Below are 22,356 nucleotides of genomic sequence, written 5' to 3' on the forward strand. Positions count from 1 at the left end.
TCACATGGAGAACACCGACGCCCCTTTCGATTCCGGTTCGCCCTTCCTTGACGACTCCGGCCGCCGTCCTCGGCGTTCCGTGGCCGACTGGGGCCGGCTGACCGTTCTCGCCATGGGTGTGCTGGCCGTGGGCTTCTTTGTGGGAGGGCTTGGGCCGCTGTTCGCCATCGCCTGTGATACGTGCCGGGACGGCGTGCGCAATCCGCACTCCATCGACGTGCTGATCGCCCTCGCGTGGTACGTGGTGCCGCTGACGACGCTGGGGACGGTGGTGGCCGTCTTCCTCCCCCGAGGCGGTGGCCGGGCGGGCGCCATCGGCCTGGGCGTGCTCGTGGCGCTGCTGCTTCTGATGGTTTTTCTGGGCCAGTTGGTCTGATTCACCAGATCGCCGAGAAGCGTGCCGACGAGGAAAGAGGGATCGGCCGAAGTCAGCCGCTCCCCTGACGGCTCTCCGCTTTCCCGGCCGTACTCCCGGTTTCCCCGCCCGCTTCCCTTACAACAGGCCGGCGATGCTGGGCGGGGCGAAGACGTGGCGAGCGCGGTGTTCCAGAACGAGGACGACGGGCATCTGCCGCGTCATGTCGGACTTGCACCGGTCGCAGCCCTGGTCCATGGCGGGGACTTCCGAGGTGTGGTGGGTGGCGATATGCCGGGCGAGGTGGATCTGCGAGGAGACGATGGTGTCGAAGGGGTCACAGTCCACCCCCGGCTCGCTCGCCGCCCGCGCGGCATCCACCACTTCGGGAGCCTGTTTCATCGCCTTGTAGAGATCGGTGCACTCTTGGCAGCTCCACATCCACGACGGAGGCAGTGGCCACTTCTCAGCGGGGTCAACTGGGTCCGCGGGGTCCGAGTCCCTGGCATCCATGCGAATCAGCGTAGCGACACCCGGGCGGCGCCGACAGCAGACCGCTCGAATCCCTTCCGGCACCCAGCGTTCTTGTGACTGTCATTCCTGGGCGCGGGCCAGTCGGATGGGTGGCTGAGTTTTGAGCGGATGATGGCCGAGGGTCGCGCCGAGCGCGCCGGTGGGGATCTGCGCGAGGCCGGGCAGCAGGCCCAGGACGCCGTGAAGCGATGAAGGCTGCCCGCAGCCCCTTCGGCAGACACGGTCGCGTGTGCAGAGATCGAGGCGGTGGCCCGGCGGAGGTTCCGCCGGGCCACCGCCCTGCTCGTGGGTGCCCTGACCACCGGTTCGTCGCCCTCTACAATCCCTGAGGCGACCTGCCGCGGCTCCGGGGCGAAGCCCGGCTCTCCCCGGTCCGCCCCACCACACCCGCGAAGGAACACACCCCACTGTGAAGAAGAGCGCGATAGCCGGCGGCTCCCTCCTCGGCCTCCTCGTCATCGCCGGCGCCTATCAAGGGTTCGCCGTCAGCAGTGACCCGTTGACGCTCGCCGAATACCAGAAGATCAAGGCCGGCAGCAGCGAGAAACTCCTCCGCGCTTACGCCAATACCTGCCAGCAGGACGGAGAATCCGAACCGGGCGATCGCTACCCCGTCACCTGGACGTGCTACGGCGCCGACGGCAGCAGCAATGCGGTGTTCTTCTACTCCGAGGGAGTGCTGTTCAGCAAGGCGGAGACCGGGCTCACCTAGGGGCAGCCGCCCTATGTGTGCCCTGCGTGGCCGGCGCATTCATCGGGCCATCGCCGGGCGGGGGACTCGTGCGCACTTCTCGGCTGACCTGAGCCATCCGGCGAGGTCGGCGCGGGCCCGGGACACCCGGGAGCGTACGGTGCCGATCGGGCAGCCGACGACGGCCGCGGCGTCCGCGTAGGGCAGGCCGACCAGTTGGGTGAGGACGAAGGCCTCGCGGCGCTCGCGGTCGAGGGTGTCGAGGAGTTCGCTCAGGGCCAGGCCGTCGTCGAATCCGGGCAGTCCGCTCGGCTGGTGGTGTTCGGCCACCGCCTGCCAGTCGTTGATATCGGCGATCCGCGGACGGGCCGCGGCGGAGCGGTAGCGGTCGATCACCACCCGGCGGGCGATGGACAACAGCCAGGTACGTGCGCAGGAACGGCCGGCGAACTTCGGCAGACCGGTGAGGGCACGCAGAAAGGTCTCCTGAGCCAGATCGTCGGCCGCGTTCGTGTCCCCGCTCAGGTGAGCCACGAACCGCCATATGTCCCGGTGAGTGGCGTGGACGAAGCGCTCGACGGCGTCGGGGTCGCCGTTCCTGGCGGCCAGGGCCAGGCCGGTCACCTGCTCGTCGTCCGCGGCGGTCCGCTTGTAGGGGGACGGCCCGGTCAGGGCAGCAATCATGCGAGAACATCCTTCGGAGGCAGCGGGAGTGCACCAGGGCATGGCAGAGCAGCGCCCGGGGTCCCGGTCGGGGTGCGGGGCCCTCCGGTTTCACCGAGGTCTACGACGACGGGCGAGGTGCGACGGGCGAGGCGCGAGACGAGCGAGGCGATGGGGTCGCGTCGTCCAGTCCAGGAGCACGCCCGTGCGCGGGCCGGAGGGCCGAAGGGCAGGGGCCGGCAGGTCGCGGGCGGGTGGCCGGCCGGGAAGCCGGCCGTGCGGGTATGCCGGCGCTTCGCACGTCACCGACCGGTCAACGCCGCCGGGAATCAAAGGGGTTGAGGGATAGCGGAGGGCGGCGCCGGGGGTGCGGTGCGTACGGTCAGCAGCAGACCGGGAGCCCTGGTGGGCCTCTGCGGACGACGACGTGGTGCAGGAGCGCGCCGTGCGGGCGCACGGCGGGTGTGTCGGCCGGGACCCGGCGCGCGAGCGGCCGCAGGCCGGTTCGGTCGATCGTCCGCAGGACCAGCAGCAGGGGGGCGAACAGCGCCGCCGCGAAGCTGCGGGCGAGCCGGAACGCGGCTGCCTCGCCGCGCCAGAGCCACAGGCCGCAGAGGACCGCGGCCAGCGTATGGGCGAGCAGCATGCCGAGTGAGCCATGGCCAGAGGGCGTCAGGTCCAGGTGGCCGGGGTGTCCCATGGTGCCGGCGGTGGCACCGAGGTGCCCCGTACCGGGCATCGTGGCCCCTGCCATGTCGGCCATCCCGCGCATGGCACCCATCGGGGTGGGCAGCGGCGGGCGGGTGACCGTGGGGCCGAGTTCTGTGGGGGGCAGGAGGCGGAGTGCCGAGGACGGTGCGGGGAGGGAGGACGGGTCGGGGGCCGTTGTTGCGTGGCGGAACAGCCGTGCCGCCCAGTGCCGTTCGGGCATGGCGTCGACGCCCTTGGCGCCGGCGCAGGAGGGCGAGAGGTCGAACAGTGCGTGCAGCCCGAGCTGGGCGAGAACCGTGGCGCCGGTGATGGTCAGGCCGCCCCGTTCCCGTCCGGTCAGCCACCATCCCACCGGGCCCGTCGCGGCGAATGCGGCGAGCACGGCCCACCACGGGAGTGGTTCCGCGGCCATCAGCGCATGCCCGAGGGCCGTTGTCGTCACGCAGACGGCCGCGAAAGCCGCGGCGCGTACAGCGCGTGAGACCGGCCCGGTTGTCATGGCAATCATGCTGCCATTCCGGCCTGTTGTCCGGGCAGGGTTGCTCATGTGCGTACAAGATCTGTCGCAGCCGATCGACAGGCTGGTTATTGGTCCTGACCTGCGCCGGGGCCCGCGGGGCGAGCAGCGGTCCGATATCGGCCGGATCGGTTCGCTTCTGCCCCGGGCGTCTTGAGGGAGGGCTGCCGGGGGCGTGGGTCGGTGCGGCGGTGCGGCGGTGCGGCCTTCGTACGCAGGGTGGCGCCGGGCCGAGTGCGGCGTCGGGAACTGACAACCGGGCCCGTACGACTGACTGGACCGGGTCCCGCGGCGGGGCCGGAGGGTCAGGAGGCGTGTGGTGCAGGTGCAGCGGGGCGGCGAAGCGGAGGACGCCGGGCCGGAGGGGGGCATACCCCGGCCGCGGGGCGCGGGGCCGGGGGTGACGGCGTTGCTGACATCCGCCATGGCCTTCTCGATGATGCAGCTCTTTCTGATCGGTGCGCTCGGGCCGTGGCTGGTCGGCGAGTTGGGCCTATCCCGTACGGTGCTGGGCCTGACCACGACGGCGGGGTTCGGCGCGGCGGCGCTGCTGTCGCCGGTGGCGGGGCGCCTGGTGGACCGGGTCGGGCCACGGCGGTGTCTGGTCGCGCTGTTGCTGCTCGCGGCGGCCTCGCTGGCGCTGATCGGGGCCGCTCCAGGGGCGGTTGTGCTGCTGTCGGCCGTCACGTTGGGCGGTCTGGCGCAGGCGCTGGCCAACCCGGCGACCAACAAGGTGATCCTTGCGGCCTTTCCGGCCGAGCGGCGCGGGGCGGTCACCGGGCTCAAGCAGTCGGGCGTCCAGGTCGGTGCCTTCGTGGCGGGGCTGCCGCTGTCGGTGCTGGCCGCGGGGGTGGGCTGGCGTGGCGCGGTGTGGACGGCGGCCGGTGCGGCGGCGCTGGCCGCGGGGTGGGCGGCCCGCGTCCTGCCGCCCGACCCGCCGCGGGTCGCCGCCGGTCCGCGCTCCGCGTCGCTCACCCATGGTGCGGTCGGGCGGTTGGCGGGGTTCTCGGTGCTGCTCGGGTGCGGCATCGCCTCCGTCAACACCTATCTGGCGCTGTTCGGTTCCCAGCGGCTGGGCCTGACGCCGGTCGCGGCCGCCGCGCTGGTGGCCGTCCTCGGGCTGGCGGGCATCGGCGGCCGGGTGGGCTGGTCCCGGATCGCCGGGCGGCCGGGGCGGGCGCGGGCGCTGCCCGGTCTGCTGGCCGCCGGGGCGGTGGGCGCGGCGCTGCTGCTGGCGCTGGCGCTCGTGCTGCCGTTGCTGGTGTGGCCGGCCGCGGTCGCGGTCGGGTCGTTCGCGGTGTCGGCGAATGCGGTGTCGATGGTGCTGGTGTTGCAGAGCGCCGCACCGGGACGTGCGGGAGCGGATTCGGCGCTGGTGTCGGCGGGCTTCTTCGCCGGCTTCGCGGTGGGTCCGCCGCTGTTCGGCGCGCTGGTGTCGGCGTGCGGGTACGGGCCGGGCTGGCTGCTGGTGGCGGTGGAGTTCGCGGCGGCCGCGGCGGTGGCCGTACCGCTGAGGTCGCGTGACCACGGGGAGGCGTGATGAGGAAGGCGGACGGCACGGTGCGGGCGGCGGCAGACACGGCGAACGGAGCGGCCGACTGGGCCGGGCCGGCGCTGGCGGCCGTTCTGCAGCGGGTCGCGCGGACGGCGGACGAGGTCGGGGCGCGGTTCCCGTTGTACGCGGATCCGGAGACCGGTGAGTGGACGACCACCGGGCGGGGTTCGTGGACGGGGGGCTGCTGGGCCGGGCTGCTGTGGTTGCGTGCGCTGTCCTCGGGTGCTCCGGAGGACCGGACGGCGGCGGCCCGCTGCACCGAGCGGCTCGGGTACTGGGCCGACCAGGACACCGCCACCCGGGGGCTGGTGCTCTGGTACGGCACCGCGTTGGCCGCCGGGCCGGGCGGTGACGAGGCGGCGGCCGCGCTGCGGGACCGGGCGGCACGGGCCTGTCTGGCGGCGTACGAGCCGGAGTTTGGTGTGGTGCCGTGGGGTGCCGCGTTCGGCGGTCCGCGGCTGCTGGCGCGCGCGGACGGCGTTCCGGGGCTGGTGCCGCTGCTGGCCGGTGCTCCGGGCGGCGGTCGGGCCGCCGCCTACCGGCACCTGACCCGGCATCTGGCGTTGTGCCTCGCCGAGGATCCGCCGCGTCCGGCCTGGCGGGCCCGGCCGGACGGCACCTGGGCGGCGTGCGCCGAGCCGGCGCCCGGCTGGAGCCGTACGGCGGCATGGCTGTTGCTGGGGGTCGCGGACGGGCTCCGGCACCTCGGGGAGAGCGGGCTGTGGGAGGCCGCCGGACGGCTGGTGGCGCTGCGTACGGCGCCGGGAGCGGCGCTCGTCCCGCCGGCTCAGGACGGTCCTCCCGCGGGCGCGGGGCACCCGCCGGGCCCGCCGGACACCTCCGCCGCCGCGATCGAGGCGGTGGCCGCACTGAAGCTGGCCGCGCTCGCGCGGGCGGCCGGCCGCGGGTCCGAGGGCGGCCCTCTGATGCGGTGGGGAGAGCAGATTCTGCACCGGTTGAGCGTGGCGCATCTGTCCCCCACGGGCGCGCTGCGCGACGGCTGTTACGACGCCGCCCGCGGCCTCGCCCCCCGCCATGAACTGGTCTGGGGGGACTTCTTCTTCGCGTGGGGGCTGGCACTGCTCACCGGGCTGGTGGGGCCGTTCACGATGTGACGCCGGGTGCCGCCGGGTGGTCGCGCAGTACCCGGCGGGCCACCGACGCGATGTGCAGCTCGTCGGGCCCGTCGAGCAGCCGGGCCGCGCGGCCCGTTCGGAACAGGCCGGGCAGTGCGGTGTCCGGCCCGAGGCCGGCCGCGCCGTACACCTGGATCGCGGCATCGGTGACCTGCTGCAGCATCCGGGCCGCGGCGACCTTGGCGAGGCCCGTCTCCAGCCGGGCGGAGCCGCCCGCGGCCAGTCCGGCCACCGCCTCGTGGACCAGTGGCCGGGTGGTGCGGATGGCCAGCAGGGAGTCGAACACCAGCTGTTGGACGAGCTGACGGTCGGCCAGCGGGCCGGACCGCTGGGTGCGCGTACGGGCTCGGGCACACATCAGGTCGAAGGCCCGCTCGGCCTGTCCGAGCCAGCGCAGACAGCGCAGGGTGCGGCCCAGGCCCAGGCGTTCCCCGGCGATCCGCAGGGCCCGGCCGCGCGCGCCGAGGAGATGGTCCGCGGGCACGGTGACACCATCGAGGGCGATCTCCCACTGGCCGCCCGCGCCGAGGACCGGCAGTTCCCGCAGCACCCGGAAGCCGGGGGCGGTTGTGGGCACCAGCAGCAGGGACAGTTCCTCGTCACCGCCCGTCCCGCCGGTGCGAGCCAGTACGGTGACCAGGTCGGCCTCGCCGGCGCCCGAGATGAACCACTTCCGGCCGTGCAGGGTCCAGGTTCCGTCGGGGCCGGCCACGGCGCGGGTCGCGGTCTGTGCCGGGTCGGTGCCGGGGGTGTCGGGTTCGGTCATGGCGTAGCAGCTGCGCAGCTCGCCGGCCACGATGCGCCGGACAAGTCGCTCCCGGACCGGGGCACTCGCATGCCTTTCGAGCATCAGCACGTCCAGCAGGGGCGCCGAGCCGAGGGCCGCGGGGCCGTGGTCGCTGGCCCCCTCGGCCTCGGCAAGGTGCGCGTAGTGGGTCAACGGCAGCCCCTGGCCGCCGAATTCGACGGGCAGCGGCAGCGCCCAGAGCCCGGCGGCCTTCGCCTCGTCCTGGAGGGTGCGCAGCGCGGTCCGGGCGGCCGGGCCGCCGCCGTCGAGGACCGGCTCGCAGGGCATCACCCGTTCCCGTACGAACTCGGCCACCCGGTCGCGCAGTTGAATTGCCCCGGGCGGGCAGTCCGGCCGCCCGGACGCGGGGCCCGCGGGCTGCCGGTCCGCCTGCGCGGGGGCCGGGGCGCACGACGTGCCCTGCTCGGAATTCATGAGGTTCACGGCTTTCCTCCGCATTCACCGGGAACTCGGTGAACCGACAGTCCGACTTACTGGCCGTGGAGTTGGTCGGCCCGAGGAGTCGTCCGGTTCCCGCCCGTCCACATGCCGATCGTCCACACGCCGATCGTCTACATCCGTCCGTCCACATCCGTCCGTCCACGTCCGTTCAGGTCCGTGCGAGATGTGCGGCGCACTGCCGCCGCCGGAGAGGAATGCCGTGGCACACCCCACTGTCATCGGTGCGATGCGACCACTGGAGGAGGTGGACATTCAGGTCTCGGGACCGGCCGCGCTCACCGCACCGTCGCTGGGCACGCTGCGGGCGCTCGGTGCGCGCCTCGACGCGACACCGGCCGGCGTCTCCCCGGCCGCGCCGCCGGGCCCCGCCCGATTCGCGGCCACCGGCCTCCGGCTGGGCGAGGTCACCGCGTACACCGCCTGGGCCGACGTGCTGCCGGACGACGATGCCGCCGACGAGGCGACCGTCCAGGCCGCCACCGGAATGATGCATGTGCACGGCAGACGCGACGGGGCCCCGCGGGGGCTCGCCGTCGACTACGCCGCCACCTGTGCGTCGGTGCTCTCGGTGCAGGGCCTGCTCGCCGGGCTGCTGGGCCGGGCCCGTGGCGTCAGCGGCGCCGTGGAGCTGGGCACGGGGGCCGACCGGGCCGCGTTGCTGACGCTCTCCCAGTACCTCGCCGCGGCGAACGCGCCGGAGGCGGAGGCGGTCCCGTCGGCCCCCGGCGGCCCGCCGTTCACCTCCTCCTGCGGCACGGCTTTCGAACTGGAGGCGCTGGAGCCCGGCCCCTGGGCGCGGTTCTGGCGCGCACTCGGTGCACCCGAGGAGGCGATACGCGCCGGATGGCGGCCGTTCCAGTTCCGGTACGCCACCGCCTGCGCGCCACTGCCCGAGCCGCTGCACGCGACGGCGCGCGCCGCCTCCTGGGTGCGGGTCCGGCAGGCCGCCGCGTCCTCGGGGGCCGAGGTGTGTGCCGTGTATCCGCTGGCGGGGCACCCGGCGGCACGTTCCGGCGGGCCATGGACCGTGACCCCGCGGGACGAGCCGGTGAGCGCGTCGGCCGAGAGCGCCACTCCCCCGGCGGCGCTCCCCCTCGCCGGCCTGACCGTGCTGGAAGCGGGCCGCCGGGTCCAGGCGCCGCTCGCCGCCCATCTGCTCGGCCTGCTCGGCGCGGACGTGCTGCGGATCGAACCGCCGGGCGGGGACCCACTGCGCGGCATGCCACCCTGCTGTACGGAGGTCTCCGCCCGCTGGCTCGCCCTCAACCGGGGCAAGCGCGCCATCGAGATCGACATCAAGTCCCCTGCCGGGCAAGGGGAGTTGCGGGAGCTGGCCGCCGGCGCGTCGGTCTTCCTGCACAACTGGGCGCCGGGCAGGGCGGAACGGTTCGGGCTGGACGCCGAGCGCCTCGCATCGGTCAACCCGGGCCTGGTGTATGCGTACACCAGCGGCTGGGCGGACCGCCCGCTCCCCGACGCCCCGATGGGCACCGACTTCATGGTGCAGGCCCGTACCGGCGTCGGCGAAGCGGCCCGTCCCGTCGACGAGCCGCCCGCCCCCTCCCTGATGACCCTGCTCGATGTGCTCGGCGGGCTGCTCGGCGCCGGAGCGGTGCTGGCCGGTCTGCTGCTGCGCGAGCGCGCCGGCCGCGGCGTACGGGTGGAGTCCTCGCTGCTGGGCGCCGCGGAGCTGCTCACCGCACCCGCCGTGCACCGGGCCGCGGGCGGCCGGGCGCCGCGCCGCCCGGCCGGGTTCCGCCGTCCGCTGCCGACCGCCGACGGCTGGCTCGCCCCGTCCGATGCCGCCTCCCGTACGGCGGCCGCCGCCTTCCCGACGTTGCGCGAGCTGCCCACGGATCAGGCGGTTGCCGCCCTGCGTGCACGGGGCCACGCCGCCACCGCCGTCACCACCGACCTTGCCACGCTGCCGGCCGACCCGCGGGTGGGCGCGGCCCTGACCCGCGACACCCGCGGCTCCCTGGTCGTCCCTTCGCCCTGGAGGTTCCTATGACACCCCGGTTCCACGACCTCGTCCCGGCCGCCCTGCGCCGCACCTGGGCCGCCGAAGGACACTGCCCCGACCTGGATCTGTACAGCCTGTTCCGCGCCCGGCGGATCGCCCGCCCCCACGACACCGCCGTGATCGACGCGCAGGGCGAGATCAGTTACGCGGATCTGGACCGCCGGGCCCGATGTCTGGCCGCGGGACTTGCCCGAACGGGCATCGGTCCGGGCGACGCGGTGGGCGTCCAACTCCCCAACACCAGAGAGGCGGTGGCGGCCGACCTGGCGATTGCCGCGCTGGGGGCCGTCGCCCTGCCGTTTCCCGTCGGGCGCGGCGGGCGGGAGGCGCTGTCCCTGCTCGGCCGCTCCGGTGCGCGGGCCGTGCTCGCGGCCACCGAGTACCGCGGCCTCGCGCACGCACGGGAGCTGGCCGAACTCAGCCGTCCGTCCGGAGTCAGCGTGGAACTCGCCGCGCTGCACACGGTGATCGCGGCCGGACCCGGTCCGGTCCCCGAGGGCTGTCTGTCGCTGGACGCGCTGCTGGACACCGAGGCGGAGGACTTCGTGCCCGCGCGTCCCGACCCGGATGCGGCCGCCCGCATCCTGGTGTCCTCCGGCTCCGAGGCCGAGCCCAAGATGGTGGCGTACTCCCACAATGCGCTCGCCGGCGGCCGCGGCAACTCGCTGGCGTCACTGCTGCGGGACGGCACACCACCGCGCTGTCTGTTCCTGGTGCCGCTGGCCTCGGCCTTCGGCAGCAGCGGCACGGCGGTGACCCTCGCCCGGCACGGCGGCTGCCTCGTCCTGCTCGACCGGTTCACGCCGGACGCCGCCCTGGAGGCGATCCGCGCCCACCGGCCCACCCATGTCATGGCCGTGCCCACCATGGTGCGCATGATGCTCGACCGGCCGGCGGCCGAGCACGAACGGCCCGCCGCCCCCACCGCCTTGGTGCTCGGCGGTTCCGCGCTCGACGCGGCCACCCGCGAAGAGGCCCGCCGGGCCTTCGGCTGCGCCGTCGTCAACCTCTACGGTTCCGCCGACGGCGTCCACTGCCACGGCGGTCTGGCCGGGCCGGCCGGACCGGAGACCGGTCCCGGGATCGTGGTGGGCCGGCCCGACCCCGGTGTCTGCGAGATCCGGATCGCCCCCCTCCAGGGCGGCGCTTCCGGTGACGCGGGAGAGATCCTCGCCCGCGGCCCGATGACCCCGATGTGCTACGTCGGCGCGCCCGAGCTGAACATGCGCTACCGCACGGCGGACGGCTGGGTCCGTACCGGAGATCTCGGCCGGTTCACCGACGACGGCACCCTGCGCGTGGTCGGCCGCCTCAAGGACATCGTGATCCGCGGCGGCGCGAACGTCAGCCCCGCCGAGGTCGAAGGAGAACTCTCGTCCCATCCGGACGTACGGGACGTGCTGTGCGTCGGCGTCCCCGATCCGCTGATGGGGGAACGCCTCGCGGCCTGCGTCGTGCCCAGGCCCGGTCGGCAGCCGGCGCTGGAGAGCCTGTGTGCGCACCTGGACCGGCTCGGGCTGGAACGCCGTAAGCACCCGGAGCATCTGCTGCTGATCGCCGGCGACCTGCCGCTCACCCCGGCCGGCAAGCCCGACCGGGCGGCACTGCGGGACCGGGCCGCCGAGGCGTTCCCCACCGACCGGACGCAGGCCGGCTGACACCGGGGAGGAGGGGCAGAGCCGCGCCCGGCGGTCCTGCCCCCCGCTGTCGTCAAGGCCGGTCCGGGCCGTTGGCGCCGGCGCGTCATGAGCCGGTCCGCTGCACCGACGGACGGCGTCACTACCCCGCGCTGTGCGCCTCCTCCGGAACGACCGCCATGGCCTCGACTTCCACGAGGTACTCCGGCTGCGCCAGAGCCTGCACTCCGATCCATGAGGACGGCGGCGGGTTCTTGGTTCCGAACGTCTCCACGAGGACGCGGCCGATCAGATCTGCCTCGGGGCCGGACTCGAAGTCCGGAAGGTAGAGCCGCAGGATCTGGATATCGTCCGGGGTGCCGCCGACGGCGTCGAGAGCGATGAACACATGCTGCAGCGCCTGGCGAAGCTGCGCCTCCCGCCCCACAGCGGTCACTTCATGATTCCTGTCCCAGGCGACCTGCCCCGCGATGTTGACGATCCTTCCCGGCGGGGAGACCGCGACCTGGGAGAATCCCCACGGCCGGCTGGAGAACAGTTCTTGCGGCTGGAGCGTGGTACGCGGCACGGCGCCCTTCCTCAGTCTCGGACAGCGGATCGGGGCACCCCGCCACGACGGACGGGACCCCTACTCATCCCGATCCACCCTAAACGTCCGATACCGCAATCCAGCTGATCCAGGCAGCTGCCCCCACGGCCGGAGTGCCGGAGCACTCTGCTCAGCCCCGCGCGAACGCCTTCTTCATCTGCGCGGCGGCCTTGCCGTACACGGCCAGCAAGTCGAGGTCCTTACCCGGGTAGTTGATGATGTTCAGCTGCTCGGCGCCCGAGCCGGGCAGTACGGTCCCGGTCGACATGTTCTCGTTCTCCAGCACGAACGCGGGCTTCTTCGCTGTCAGCGCGGACAGTTGGCCGGGGGTGACCGCCTCCGGTCCGTACGTGCCGACCACCCGTGCGCCGGCCAGATCGGCCGCCCAGGTCGTGAACTTCTGCGCCGCCACCGTGGGGGCCTTGCCGCCGTGCCAACTGGCCTTCACCTGCCAGCCGAGGGATTGCCAGCGCGCGGTGAAGGTGGAGTTCCACTTGGCGGCGGCCGGTTCGGTGCCGAACTTCTTGCCCAACTTGGTGACCTGGGCCTTCGTCGTTGCCGGCGCGTTGTCCAGGGTGAGCTCGACCAGCTTCGCCTTGGAGCCCGCCGCCTCCTTGATCCGTCCCGCGAACGGCTCGAAGGAGGCGTACAGGACGTAGTCGGCGCCGGAAACCGCCGCCAGGTCGGACGGCTTGAGGTCGTAGTCGGGCGCATGCCGGATCGACGCGGGGACGAGGGACTTGACGTTCTTGGCACCGGCCGCCTTGGCCAGCGCCGCCTCCCAACTGGAGGTCGCGACGACGACCGGGCCGGACGACCCCTTTGCGGCGTCCCTGTCGGACCCGGCTCCACAGCCGGTCAGGCCGGTCAGCAGGAGCAGCCCCGCACTCAGTGCGGTGACGGGGCGGAAGAAGCGGCGGGCAGGCGCCATGAGCGAGTTCTCCGTTCGGGGATGAGATGCGCGACGAGGGCGACGGCCCCCGCGGCGAGGACGAGTACCGGGCCGGGCGGCAGGTCCCAGGCCAGCGACAGCAGAAATCCGACGACGTTGACGACGACGCCGATGCCGACCGCCCACACCGTGATCGACACCAGGGAGCGGCCGAGGCGACGGGCGGCGAGGGCCGGGAGCAGGGTCAGCGCGTCCACCAGCAGCGCGCCCGTCAGCCGGATGGCGCCTGCCACCGCGACCGCCACCAGGACCAGCAGCAGCACGGTCAGCCGCTGCACCGCCACCCCGGAGCACTGCGCCAGCTCCCGGTCGTGCAGCAGCAGCGCCAGGTCGCGGCGGCGCCGGACGAAGAGCGCCGGGACCGCCACCGCCAGCGCCCCCAGCACGGCCAGATCGGCCGGACGCACCGCCAGGATCGAGCCCCACAGCAGCGCGAAGGCGCCGTTGGCGTTGACCCCGGAGAGCGCCAGCAGCAACAGCGCGGCGGCGATGGCCAGGCTCATCAGCAGCCCCATCGCCCCCGACAGGCCGTCCGCGGTCCGCGCCAGCGGCGCCACCCCCGCGCCGGCCAGCGCACACGCCACCAGCGCGCACAGCACCGGGTCGAGACCCAGCAGTTGCCCCACGGCGATCCCGAGCAGCGCGACGTGCATCATGGCGAAGCGCACCGGCACGATGTCGAGACCGACGATCACCACCCCGACGATCGGCAGTCCCAAGGCCGCGAGCAGCAACCCGCCGCCGGCCCGCTGCACCGGCACCAGTTGCCACAGCTCACCGATCTGTCCGAGCGCGCTCATGACACCTCCCGCAGACGCCCGGCGGCCATCTCCCACGTCCGGTCGCAGCGGGCGGCCATCGCCCGGTCGTGGGTGACCACGAGCAGCGTCACCGGCAGGCCGGTGAGGACCTCGGCGGCCTCCTCCTGCCCCGCGAAGTCCAGCGCCGCGGTCGGCTCGTCCGCGAGCAGCACCCCGGCGCCGGCCGCGACACAGCCCACCGCACGCGCCAGGTGCATCCGCTGCAACTGGCCGCCCGACAGACTGCTCAGCGGCCGGTCCGCCATCATTCCGACGCCCAGCCGCCCGGCCGCCTCCGCCGCCTCGGCCGGGGATCCGCTGCTCGCCAGCAGCTCACCGGCGAGCAGCGGGAACCGCCCGGCCGCCGGCCGCTGCGGAATCCATGCGCAGGCCCGCCGCCGCCATGCCCATTCGGCGGCGGTGCGCGTGCCCCGCCCGCCGACCAGGATCTCCCCGTCGACCCGCCGGTGCAGCCCGAGCACCGCGCGCAACAGGGTCGTCTTCCCCGAGCCGTTGGTCCCGGTCAGCGCGATCCGCTCACCGGCCGCCACATCGAGATCGACCCCCTGCACGGCCTCCAGCCGGCCATGCCGGCACACCACGTCCCGCAGCCGTACCGCCAGGCCGGCCCCACCACTCCCGTGCCGGGCCTCAGCGGGCCGCGGCCTCTTCGTGCGCCATTCCACAGCCCACTAGTCGGCCCGCGGGGCTGCCTGGTTCCCGCCGCCGTCGGAAAGCGTTCCGGAGACGTGGTGCGGGACCGCTCCGGGAGCCGGCGCCCGGGCCACGCACCGCGGCCGGGCCCGGTGCGAGGGCCGAGCGCTGCGGCCCGCCGCCCATCTCCGCCCCTTCCCCGACCTGCTGATTCACGCCGCGGCCCGGCCCGGCCGACCGTCTCTGCCCCGGACCGCCACCGGGTGTTCACTTCCGGGTTCCGCCGGGATTTGCCCCGGGCCAGGGGCAGTGTGCGACAGTGGGCCGTCCCGGTCGGCCGGGCGCGCGCGTGCGCAGCCGCTGCCGGGATCCCCATACTCAGACAGACGGTTCCGGTCGCGTCCTGCGCGCGTCCGGGCCGAGCCCCTCCCCTACGGCCTTCCCCAGAGAGCGATGCAGGCAACGACTCTTGTTCCCCGGACCGCGGACCTGTTCAACCAGGGCCTGGAACGCAAGACCGGTGCTGCCCTGCTGCGCTTCGGCGCCGCGCGGCAGCACCCGGCCGACCGGATCAGCTGGACCGGCCACGGTGCCGTCGCCTGGCTCGACGGTGTCCGCGGACACATGTGGAGCGTCGGCGAACCGGATGCCGCCGCCGGACTCGTCCTGCGCGCCGCGCTGGGCCGTCCCGACGAGGTGCGGGAGTTCACCGGTCCGCGCGGTACCGAGGCCCTGACCGGCCGCCTGCTGCCGGTGAGCGATGTCGTCGAGTGGGTCTTCCGCTGGACGCTGGAGGAACCGCCGGTCCAGCGGGCGGAGGAGCGGGTCGTGGTACTCGACGAGTCCCACCACGACGAGCTGCTCGCCTTCCTCAACATCCACAGCCCGGCCCACTCGACCGGCCCCGGTTCCGCCGACGTCAGCGTGTGGGCCGGCATCCGTGACCCCGACGGGCGGCTGGTGGCCTGCGGCGCCATGAGCAGTCTGCGGGACAGCGGCGCCCCGCTGATGGCGTCCGTCGCGACCGACGCCTCCCAGCGCGGCCAGGGCCTCGGCGCGGCGCTGACCTCGTGGCTGACCCGGTATGCCGTACGCCGGTACGGGTTCTGCACGCTGTGGCAGCTCGCCGACAACGCCCCCGCCGAGCGGCTCTACACCCGCCTCGGCTTCCGCAACGAGGACCCCTGCGTGTCCGCCCGGATCGCCGCCGCCTGACCGGAGGGCGGAGGAGCCGGAACCCACTCCTTCTCCGCCATATCCCCTGCGTACGGCGGAAGTTGACCTCGCCTCCCGCACCACCGACGGTACGATCCGACCCGCAGGAGGCCGTCAGCGCGGCCTGCCGACGAAGGGGAGGACACAGTGGTGTCGGAGGAGTTCGACTACATCGTTGTCGGGGCGGGGTCGGCGGGCTGTGTGCTGGCCGCGCGGCTGTCCGAGGACGCGGACAGAACGGTGCTGCTGCTGGAGGCCGGACCTGCGGACACCCGGGCGGAGATCGCCGTACCGCCGGCGTGGCCCACGTTATTCGGCACCGAGGTCGACCACGCCTACACCACGGTGCCGCAGGACGGCACCGGCGGACTGGCCCATCCGTACCCGAGGGGCAGAACGCTGGGCGGGAGCAGCGCGATCAACGCGATGGTCTTCCTTCGCGGACACCGCAACGACTTCGACCGCTGGGCCGCCGACGGGTGCGCGGGGTGGGATTTCGAGGCGCTCCTCCCCTACTTCCGGCGGATGGAGACGGTCACCGGAAAGGATCCGAAGTTCCGGGGCGACAGCGGCCCGATGCGCCCCGCGCCGGCCCGCCCGGAGGAGGCAAACCCGGTCTCCCAGGCCTTCGTCGACGCCGCGGTCACGGCGGGCCACCCGGCAACCGACGACTTCAACGGCGCCGGCCAGGAGGGCGCCGGCTGGCACGACCTGACCATCGCGGACGGCAGACGCCAGAGCACCGCGGAGGCCTATCTGCACCCGGTCCGCACCCGACGGCCGAACCTGACCGTCTCGACCGACTCCCGCGCGCACCGCCTGCTCCTCGACGGCGACCGGTGCACGGGGGTGGAGTTCCGCCGGGGCGCGGAGACGGTCACCGCGTATGCGCACGCCGAGGTGATCGTCAGCTCCGGCGCCATCGATTCCCCGCGCCTGCTCCTGCTCTCGGGCATCGGCCCCGCCGAGGAACTGCGACGGACCGGGGTCGAGGTCCACCACGAGCTGCCCGGTGTGGGACACAACCTGCACGACCACCCGCTGTGCCCGCTCGTCTTCGAGGCGAGCCGTCCGATCCCCGCGGGGCGCACCAACCTGGCGGAGACGTCGTTGCTGTGGCGCAGCGATCCGTCGCTGCCAGGCCCTGATATGCAGCTGATGTTCGCTCATATCCCCTACCACCCGCCGACGATGCAGGCACCGGCGAACAGCTTCACCCTCGGGGTGGCGACCGTGCCGCAGAGCCGGGGCTCGGTGCGCCTGGCCACCGCCGACCCGGACACCCCGCCGCTGATCGACCCGAACTACCTCGGGACGGAGTCGGACGTCCGGCGCATGCTGCACGGCTTCGAGGTGGCCCGGGAAATCACGGCGGCGGGTCCGCTCCGCCGGTGGCGCGCACGCGAGGTGCTTCCCGGCGACCACGTCACCGGAGAGACGGAGCTGCGCGCCTTCCTGGCGCGCGCCACCGGCACGTACTTCCACCCCGTGGGCAGCTGCGCGATGGGGACGGGCGCGGAGGCGGTGGTCGCGCCGGATCTGACCGTGCACGGGCTGACGGGCCTGCGGGTGGCGGACGCGTCGGTGATGCCCACGATCGTCTCGGTCAACACGAACCCCGCGACGATCATGATCGCGGAGAAGGCCGCCGACCTCATCCGCCGCACGGCATAGACCGGCTGCACGGCCGTCCGTCCTCCCCGCGACCGTGTCGAGGGACATGTCACAGGGAGGGCGGGGGCGGAGCTCAGCAGGCCCGTCCGGTCCTCGCGCGCAGGTCAGCCGTCCGCAATCTCCGACAGCCGGAAGGGCCCCGCGGCACCGGGGCCGAACATCACGGGCAAGTTGCGCCCGAGCGGCACCACGACGACCGGCTCCTCGCGGTACTCCCGGAGAAACTTCTCCAAGGGCTCCCAGATGAGGCTCCGGTATCCGGACTCGGTCCTTTGGCGTTCGAAGGAGAGGGTCAGCGCGGACTCCAGTACGGAGACGCTCACGGCATCCACTTCCAGCCACTCTCCGCCGATCCAGGCTTCGAGTCTCACGTGCGACATGACGCAAGGGTGCCTTGTCCGACACGTCGCTGGCAATCAGCGACGGCGCACCCCGGCGTGGCTTCGTTCAGGGAGATCGCTCGGGTCAGGAGCCCGGCAGCTGCGGAGCCGGCGGTCGCCTCGGCGCCGAGCGGTGTACGGACTCAGAACGACACGGTGAGGGAGATGGCGACGATGTTGGCGATGAGGTAGAGGCCCGTAGCGATGGCGAAAATGCGGTTGTTGACGCGCCGCGCCGCCGGTCGGCCCATGGGATCGGTCAACAGCCTCATGATGTAGGTGGTGTTGGCGACACCGATCAGTACGTAGACCAGGCTTATGAAGTGGATCTCTTCGACGAGCGTCACGTTCAGGAGGGTGCCCAGCGCCTCGTCGACCGTCCGCAAGTTGAGCATGATCGTGAAGAGCGCGGTACCGAGAATCCCGAGCCGTGTGATCATGGCGACCTCGTCGTCCTTCGACCAGATCAGAAACGAGATCATGGCGACCAGGAAAGCCACATATACCGGCAGGACATACTTGCCGAAGCTTGTGAGGTCCTCTCGGGCGAGATGGAACTCGATCACCAGCTGGGAGTAGCGGCTGCTGCCTCCTTGCTTGAGCCGGGGATCGCCGAAGTTCGTCCGGTAGGGCGCGGACACGACACCGATCCGGAATTTAGTGATCTTGAAGTCCTCGAGATGGATCCTGGGGTTGTACTCGGTGTTCTTCGCATCCGCCCGGTAGACGAACCGAGACTCGTCCAGCGCGCTTTCCTCGATCCGGATCCGGACGACCTGTTTGTCGAACGGAAAGTCCGTCAGGTCGAAGTTCTGCCGAAAGGTCCCGGACACTTTGACCTGCGTCCAGTACTCGTTGCCCACCTTCTCGCTGGAAGGCTCGGTCAGCGACACCTTCGTCGCGTTGATGAACTCGAGACGCTGGAGAGCGGCGAGATCCTTGCGTGGGCACAGGCTCCACAGCCACAGGTCCGCGTCCACGGTGCGCCTGACCGGATCCACCTCGTAGAGGTCGGTGACGTAAGCCCCGACCGTGCAACTGGGCACGGCCGCAGCGGCGGGCGTGGCGATGATCAGCGTGCTCAGCACCGCAGCGACGGCTGCGAGCAGGGCGCCCGCTCGCGACCGGAGCCCGGCCGGGAAGCCACGTCGGCCGTCCGCCGGCCCGCCGTACGAATGGGGCATACCCGGCGAGCCTCCAAGAACACCAGCGGGAGCAGCGGGAACTGCCCCAGGGGGAGCGTTTCCACGCGGGACCATAACCCGGCGCCCGAGGCAAGATCGCGATCACAATGGCCCACCCCCGCAGACCGGCTCAGGATGCACCCGTTCGGCCCCTGCCCAGGGCCGCGGCGCGACGCGGCTGCCGACCGCGCAGACGGCATGCGCGTGATCGCCCAGAGATCCTCCGCTTGAGCGTCGTGCCGGATGCGCTGGTAGAGCTCTCTCTTGTCGATTGGACCGGACGCCGTAACCCGGCCACCGGCCGCCGCGTCAGATGCCGGGTGCGGACACCCGGGTGTAGCTCTGCGGGGCACTGGTGCCGCCGGGGCCGACCACGGTGACGTCCACCGGCCCGACGGCTCCCGCGGGGACATCGGCGACGAGGTGGCTGTCGGAGACGATGACGAAGCCCACGGGCAGGGTGCCGACTAGCACCTTGGTCACCTGGGACAAGTGGGTCCCGGTGAGGGTGACGGTGTTCCCGCCGGAGGTGGGCCCCTGGGTCGGGGCCAGTGTCGTGAGGACGGGAGCCGCGACGTAGGTGTAGGTCACCGGGTTGCTGGTGCCGCCGGCGGTGCTGACGGTGACGTCTGCCGCTCCGGCGACCCCCGCGGGGACCACCGCGGTGATCTGGGAATCCGAGACCACGGTGAACGAACTGGCGGCGGTGTTCGCGAAGCGGACCGCCGTGGCCTCGACGAGGTGGGTGCCGAGCAGGGTGACGGTGTTGCCGCCCGCGAGCGGGCCCGAGAGCGGTGCGACGGCGGTGAGAACCGGGGCGTTGACGAAGAAGTACGAACTCCGGAGGGTGCCGGTCCCGCCCGGAGCCGTCACGGTGATATCGACCGCCCCCGCAACCGCCGCCGGAGCCACGGCGGTGATCTGGGTCGGGGAGAGCACCGTGAAGGACGTCGCCGGGGTGGCACCGAAGTCGACCTCGGTGGTTCCGGTGAGGTGGGCGCCGGTCAGGGTGACGGTGTTCCCACCCGAGGTGGGCCCCTGGTTCGGGCTGACGCTGCTCAGGGTGGGGGTCACGGAGTAGGTGTAGGAGACCCCGTTGCTGGAGCCGCCCGGGGTGGTGACGGTGACCTGCACGGTGCCGTTCCCGGGCGGGGCGACGGCGGTGAGGACGGTGTCGGAGACGACGGTGAGGGAGGTCGCCGCGGTGGCGCCGAAACGTACCGCGCTGGTGGCGGCCAGGCCCGTGCCGGTGAGGGTGACCGTCGTCCCGCCGGCCGTGGTGCCCGAGTTCGGACTCACCGACGACAGCACGGGAACGGAAGCCGAGGTGTACGTGAACGCCACCCCGTTGCTCGTCCCTCCCGGGGTCGTCACCGTCACCTGGGCAGTGCCGGAGCCCGCCGGCGCCGTGGCCGAGATCTGCGTGGGCGACACCACCGTGAACGACGCCGGGACCGCACCGAACCGCACCGCGGTCGCCCCCGTGAACCCGGACCCCGACAGCGTCACCACCGTCCCGCCGGCCCCCGGACCCGAACTCGGACTCAGCGCGGAGAGCACGGGCGCGGAGAGGGAGGTGTAGCCGTAGGTGACGAACTGGTTGCTGGTGCCGGCCGGGGTGGTGACGGTGACCTGCACCGTTCCGGTGCCCTGCGGAGTGACGGCGGTGATCTGGGTGTCGGAGTCGACGGTGAACGAGGGCGCCTGCGTGGCGCCGAAGCGCACGGCGGTGGCGCCGGTGAAGCCGGTGCCGGTCACCGTCACACTGGTGCCGCCCGCGGTGGAACCCGAGGTGGGTGAGACGGACGTGACCGTGGGCGGGGCGGCGGCCAGCGGCCGCGGGGCGGAAGCGGACGGCAGGTTTTCAGAGGGATGCACAGCCATGGTCCTTCGAGGGCGGGCGCCCGGGCCCGGCACCGGCGAAATGGTGCCAGGCCAAGGCTCGTCAAGGGAGAAGAGCGGGGCCCGGGCAGGGCAGGGCGCACCCTGTCCGGGCAGGCTGTCCGGGCGCCTGGTGGCGAAGCCGAGGCGGTCGGCGGACCGGGCGGCAGGTCAGATACCGGGTCCGGCCACGTAGGTGAACGCACCGGCGGCGGTGGCGCTGCCCCCGTTGGTGGTCACGACGACGTCGACGGGGCCGGACGCGCCGCCCGCACTGGGCGGGGAGACGACGGACAGGCTGGTGTCGTTGATGACGGAGAACGCCGCGGACACGCCGCCGAAGGTGACGCCCTGGGCGGTGCTGAGGTTGGTGCCGGTGAGGGTCACCACCGTCCCGCCGGTCGGCGGACCGGAGTTGGGGTTGAGGGTGCCGATGGTGGGTGCGTCGACATAGGTGTAGGTCAGGCCGTTGTTGGTGCCGCCGGCGGTGGTGACGCTGACACTCACCGGCCCGGGCGCCGCACCCGGCGGTACGGTGACGGTCAGCTGGCCGTCGTTGACCACGACCGGGGTCGCGGTGGCGGCCCCGAAGTGCACCGCGCTGGCGGTGGTCAGTCCGGTGCCGTTGATGGTGACGGTGTTGCCGCCCGCCGTGACGCCGGTGAGGGGGCTGAGGCTGGATTTGAACGGCGCACCGATATAGAAGAACGACAGCGGGTTGCTGGTGCCGCCGGGGGTGGTCACGGTCACCGGGACCGTCCCGGTGCCGGACGGGGACGTGACGGTGACCGAGGTGTCGGTGTTGGCGGTGATGGTGGCTGTCTTGGAGCCGAAGTGCACCGCCGTGGCACCGCCGAGGTTGGTTCCTGTGATGGTGACCGTGGTCCCGCCTCCGGTCGAGCCCTGGTTCGGGGAGAGGGGCATGGCATGGCCTCCTTGAGCGAGGTGTGTGAAGGGGGTGAGGAACCGCGGCCGACAGGCTGCGTTCGCCGCCGGCTGCGGTGGGGACTGCGTGGTGGAGCATTCGGCCGGGGCCTCGGCCGGCCGTCATGAGCAGCCGGTGACGCTGCCTGACGGGGCACAGTTGTCCGGGGTGTTGCCACTGACCGTGGAGCCCGACAGCGTCACGGCGCCGGAGTTGACGTAGATCCCGCCGCCTGCGAAGGCGGCTGTGTTACCGGCGACGGAGCTGCCGTTCAGCGTGAGGACACCGTTGTCGTTGTAGAGGCCGCCCCCGGCCACGGCGGTGTTGCCGGTGACGGAACTGAGGCGCAGGGAGACCGTGCCGCCCAGGTTCGAGATACCGCCTCCCGGATAGGGGAACACCGCGCTGCCGCCTCGGAAGGTGATCCCGACCGCGTCCAACTGGCCGTTCGTTCCGGGTACGTTGGCGGACCCCTCGACCTGAAGGACGCGGAAGGGCGGGGCGCCCGGATCGCGCTCGATGATGTTGCCCAGGCCCGTCAGCCTGATCGGAGCGGTGAGGGGCGGAAGCCCCACCGGTCCCACCGGGCTGGTGCCGTGGGCACTGGTGATCCGGTAGGTGCAGAACGGAAACAGCGCCAAGGTGTCGCCGCCGGCTGCGTTCGCCGCCGTGATCGCGTTCACCAGGGCGGCTTCGCTGCACAGCACAGAGGTCTGGGCGTGTGCCGGGGCCGGTATCACGGCCAGCCCCACGGCAAGGACACCGACACCGAGGAGGGATCGCAGAGTGCGGACGGTTGGCATGACGCCCCCGGAGAGAGATGGCGTGCGCCGCCGGGCCCCGACGCCAACGCACCGCACGGGTTGGTGCATGCGCCCCCTCGGGAGCGCGCACCACCACGGCGCCAGGGCTGCACCGATTCCCCGCGCGCTCAAGTGGTCAGTGAGGGCAGGCCAGTTGCCGCTCCCCGAGAGGGACGGGCGGGCCCACCGGACTGGAACGGAGCCAGTAATCCACCTGGGTGGGCGCAC

Annotated in this window: 21 protein-coding genes; 8 read left to right on the forward strand and 13 right to left on the reverse strand. The window is 72.9% G+C overall.

Translation table 11 applies throughout. The features are described 5' to 3' along the window. Window positions 1-4: 4 nt before the first annotated feature. A complete protein-coding gene (locus BKA18_RS01315) occupies window positions 5-376 on the forward strand; it encodes a hypothetical protein (protein ID WP_366043728.1) in 372 nt (123 codons plus the stop codon). A gap of 117 nt (window positions 377-493) precedes the next feature. Here BKA18_RS01315 and BKA18_RS01320 read toward each other — a convergent pair whose 3' ends face one another. Next, window positions 494-868, reverse strand: a complete 375-nt coding sequence (locus BKA18_RS01320; protein ID WP_234371527.1) for a hypothetical protein — start codon at window positions 866-868, stop codon at window positions 494-496. A gap of 430 nt (window positions 869-1,298) precedes the next feature. On the opposite strand from BKA18_RS01320, the gene BKA18_RS01325 reads away from it, so the two are divergent. Continuing rightward, window positions 1,299-1,601, forward strand: coding sequence for a hypothetical protein (locus BKA18_RS01325; RefSeq protein ID WP_006607038.1), 303 nt, complete (start codon window positions 1,299-1,301; stop codon window positions 1,599-1,601). 39 nt (window positions 1,602-1,640) lie between these two features. Here BKA18_RS01325 and BKA18_RS01330 read toward each other — a convergent pair whose 3' ends face one another. Both BKA18_RS01330 and BKA18_RS01335 read right to left on the reverse strand, forming a co-directional pair. Next, a complete protein-coding gene (locus BKA18_RS01330; RefSeq protein WP_366043729.1) occupies window positions 1,641-2,264 on the reverse strand; it encodes a sigma-70 family RNA polymerase sigma factor in 624 nt (207 codons plus the stop codon). Between the two features lie 361 nt (window positions 2,265-2,625). Continuing rightward, complete coding sequence (locus BKA18_RS01335; RefSeq protein ID WP_366043730.1) at window positions 2,626-3,453, reverse strand: hypothetical protein; 828 nt, start codon at window positions 3,451-3,453, stop codon at window positions 2,626-2,628. A gap of 334 nt (window positions 3,454-3,787) precedes the next feature. Between BKA18_RS01335 and BKA18_RS01340 the strand changes: the two genes are divergently transcribed. Further along, the gene (locus BKA18_RS01340; RefSeq protein WP_366043731.1) at window positions 3,788-5,011 is read left to right on the forward strand and encodes an MFS transporter; all 1,224 of its coding nucleotides are present in this window, start codon (window positions 3,788-3,790) and stop codon (window positions 5,009-5,011) included. Beyond that, window positions 5,011-6,141, forward strand: coding sequence for a sugar ABC transporter permease (locus tag BKA18_RS01345; protein WP_366043732.1), 1,131 nt, complete (start codon window positions 5,011-5,013; stop codon window positions 6,139-6,141). The genes BKA18_RS01340 and BKA18_RS01345 overlap by 1 nt, the downstream gene beginning before the upstream one ends. Here the strand turns inward: BKA18_RS01345 and BKA18_RS01350 are convergent. Beyond that, window positions 6,131-7,393: an acyl-CoA dehydrogenase family protein gene (locus tag BKA18_RS01350; RefSeq protein ID WP_429638092.1), complete on the reverse strand. Its 1,263-nt coding sequence runs from the start codon at window positions 7,391-7,393 to the stop codon at window positions 6,131-6,133. The genes BKA18_RS01345 and BKA18_RS01350 overlap by 11 nt on opposite strands. A 244-nt stretch (window positions 7,394-7,637) precedes the next feature. On the opposite strand from BKA18_RS01350, the gene BKA18_RS01355 reads away from it, so the two are divergent. Both BKA18_RS01355 and BKA18_RS01360 read left to right on the forward strand, forming a co-directional pair. Then, window positions 7,638-9,422 carry a CoA transferase gene (locus BKA18_RS01355; RefSeq protein ID WP_366043890.1) on the forward strand — a complete coding sequence of 595 codons (1,785 nt, stop codon included), beginning with the start codon at window positions 7,638-7,640 and terminating at the stop codon, window positions 9,420-9,422. Continuing rightward, window positions 9,419-11,092: a class I adenylate-forming enzyme family protein gene (locus BKA18_RS01360; RefSeq protein ID WP_366043734.1), complete on the forward strand. Its 1,674-nt coding sequence runs from the start codon at window positions 9,419-9,421 to the stop codon at window positions 11,090-11,092. The genes BKA18_RS01355 and BKA18_RS01360 overlap by 4 nt, the downstream gene beginning before the upstream one ends. A gap of 121 nt (window positions 11,093-11,213) precedes the next feature. Here the strand turns inward: BKA18_RS01360 and BKA18_RS01365 are convergent, their stop codons facing one another. The 4 genes from BKA18_RS01365 to BKA18_RS01380 form a co-directional block, all read right to left on the reverse strand. Further along, on the reverse strand, window positions 11,214-11,639 hold the full coding sequence (locus BKA18_RS01365) for a RidA family protein (protein WP_366043735.1): 426 nt from the start codon (window positions 11,637-11,639) through the stop codon (window positions 11,214-11,216). A gap of 151 nt (window positions 11,640-11,790) precedes the next feature. After that, on the reverse strand, window positions 11,791-12,591 hold the full coding sequence (locus tag BKA18_RS01370; protein WP_366043736.1) for an ABC transporter substrate-binding protein: 801 nt from the start codon (window positions 12,589-12,591) through the stop codon (window positions 11,791-11,793). After that, window positions 12,549-13,412, reverse strand: a complete 864-nt coding sequence (locus BKA18_RS01375; RefSeq protein WP_366043737.1) for a metal ABC transporter permease — start codon at window positions 13,410-13,412, stop codon at window positions 12,549-12,551. The genes BKA18_RS01370 and BKA18_RS01375 overlap by 43 nt, the downstream gene beginning before the upstream one ends. Further along, window positions 13,409-14,014 (reverse strand): ATP-binding cassette domain-containing protein, encoded by a 606-nt coding sequence (locus BKA18_RS01380; RefSeq protein ID WP_366043891.1) that lies wholly within the window; start codon window positions 14,012-14,014, stop codon window positions 13,409-13,411. Before BKA18_RS01380 ends, BKA18_RS01375 begins: the two co-directional genes overlap by 4 nt. Window positions 14,015-14,519: 505 nt before the next feature. Between BKA18_RS01380 and BKA18_RS01385 the strand changes: the two genes are divergently transcribed. Both BKA18_RS01385 and BKA18_RS01390 read left to right on the forward strand, forming a co-directional pair. After that, window positions 14,520-15,281: a GNAT family N-acetyltransferase gene (locus tag BKA18_RS01385; protein ID WP_366043738.1), complete on the forward strand. Its 762-nt coding sequence runs from the start codon at window positions 14,520-14,522 to the stop codon at window positions 15,279-15,281. A gap of 147 nt (window positions 15,282-15,428) precedes the next feature. Then, on the forward strand, window positions 15,429-16,955 hold the full coding sequence (locus tag BKA18_RS01390; protein WP_366043739.1) for a GMC family oxidoreductase: 1,527 nt from the start codon (window positions 15,429-15,431) through the stop codon (window positions 16,953-16,955). A gap of 104 nt (window positions 16,956-17,059) precedes the next feature. On the opposite strand, the gene BKA18_RS01395 is transcribed toward BKA18_RS01390, so the two are convergent. From BKA18_RS01395 to BKA18_RS01415, 5 genes are all read right to left on the reverse strand, one after another. Then, window positions 17,060-17,335, reverse strand: coding sequence for a hypothetical protein (locus BKA18_RS01395; RefSeq protein ID WP_006607020.1), 276 nt, complete (start codon window positions 17,333-17,335; stop codon window positions 17,060-17,062). A gap of 143 nt (window positions 17,336-17,478) precedes the next feature. Further along, window positions 17,479-18,423: a ligand-gated ion channel gene (locus BKA18_RS01400; RefSeq protein WP_429638093.1), complete on the reverse strand. Its 945-nt coding sequence runs from the start codon at window positions 18,421-18,423 to the stop codon at window positions 17,479-17,481. 405 nt (window positions 18,424-18,828) lie between these two features. Next, window positions 18,829-20,403 carry an IPT/TIG domain-containing protein gene (locus tag BKA18_RS01405; RefSeq protein ID WP_429638094.1) on the reverse strand — a complete coding sequence of 525 codons (1,575 nt, stop codon included), beginning with the start codon at window positions 20,401-20,403 and terminating at the stop codon, window positions 18,829-18,831. Between the two features lie 168 nt (window positions 20,404-20,571). Continuing rightward, window positions 20,572-21,324 (reverse strand): IPT/TIG domain-containing protein, encoded by a 753-nt coding sequence (locus BKA18_RS01410; protein WP_366043742.1) that lies wholly within the window; start codon window positions 21,322-21,324, stop codon window positions 20,572-20,574. A 123-nt stretch (window positions 21,325-21,447) separates the two neighbouring features. Further along, the gene (locus BKA18_RS01415) at window positions 21,448-22,128 is read right to left on the reverse strand and encodes a hypothetical protein (RefSeq protein ID WP_366043743.1); all 681 of its coding nucleotides are present in this window, start codon (window positions 22,126-22,128) and stop codon (window positions 21,448-21,450) included. Between the last annotated feature and the right edge of the window lie 228 nt (window positions 22,129-22,356).

The organism is Streptomyces auratus (assembly GCF_050433025.1).
GTDB lineage: Bacteria > Actinomycetota > Actinomycetes > Streptomycetales > Streptomycetaceae > Streptomyces > Streptomyces sioyaensis.

What these genes read in the sequence shown, in the direction of transcription:
- BKA18_RS01315 (WP_366043728.1), top strand. Translation starts at nt 5, where the DNA reads ATGGAGAACACCGACGCCCCTTTCGATTCCGGTTCGCCCTTCCTTGAC.
- BKA18_RS01320 (WP_234371527.1), bottom strand. Translation starts at nt 868, where the DNA reads ATGGATGCCAGGGACTCGGACCCCGCGGACCCAGTTGACCCCGCTGAG.
- BKA18_RS01330 (WP_366043729.1), bottom strand. Translation starts at nt 2,264, where the DNA reads ATGATTGCTGCCCTGACCGGGCCGTCCCCCTACAAGCGGACCGCCGCG.
- BKA18_RS01335 (WP_366043730.1), bottom strand. Translation starts at nt 3,453, where the DNA reads ATGACAACCGGGCCGGTCTCACGCGCTGTACGCGCCGCGGCTTTCGCG.
- BKA18_RS01345 (WP_366043732.1), top strand. Translation starts at nt 5,011, where the DNA reads ATGAGGAAGGCGGACGGCACGGTGCGGGCGGCGGCAGACACGGCGAAC.
- BKA18_RS01355 (WP_366043890.1), top strand. Translation starts at nt 7,638, where the DNA reads ATGCGACCACTGGAGGAGGTGGACATTCAGGTCTCGGGACCGGCCGCG.
- BKA18_RS01360 (WP_366043734.1), top strand. Translation starts at nt 9,419, where the DNA reads ATGACACCCCGGTTCCACGACCTCGTCCCGGCCGCCCTGCGCCGCACC.
- BKA18_RS01370 (WP_366043736.1), bottom strand. Translation starts at nt 12,591, where the DNA reads ATGGCGCCTGCCCGCCGCTTCTTCCGCCCCGTCACCGCACTGAGTGCG.
- BKA18_RS01375 (WP_366043737.1), bottom strand. Translation starts at nt 13,412, where the DNA reads ATGAGCGCGCTCGGACAGATCGGTGAGCTGTGGCAACTGGTGCCGGTG.
- BKA18_RS01385 (WP_366043738.1), top strand. Translation starts at nt 14,520, where the DNA reads ATGCAGGCAACGACTCTTGTTCCCCGGACCGCGGACCTGTTCAACCAG.
- BKA18_RS01395 (WP_006607020.1), bottom strand. Translation starts at nt 17,335, where the DNA reads ATGTCGCACGTGAGACTCGAAGCCTGGATCGGCGGAGAGTGGCTGGAA.
- BKA18_RS01405 (WP_429638094.1), bottom strand. Translation starts at nt 20,403, where the DNA reads ATGGCTGTGCATCCCTCTGAAAACCTGCCGTCCGCTTCCGCCCCGCGG.
- BKA18_RS01410 (WP_366043742.1), bottom strand. Translation starts at nt 21,324, where the DNA reads ATGCCCCTCTCCCCGAACCAGGGCTCGACCGGAGGCGGGACCACGGTC.
- BKA18_RS01415 (WP_366043743.1), bottom strand. Translation starts at nt 22,128, where the DNA reads ATGCCAACCGTCCGCACTCTGCGATCCCTCCTCGGTGTCGGTGTCCTT.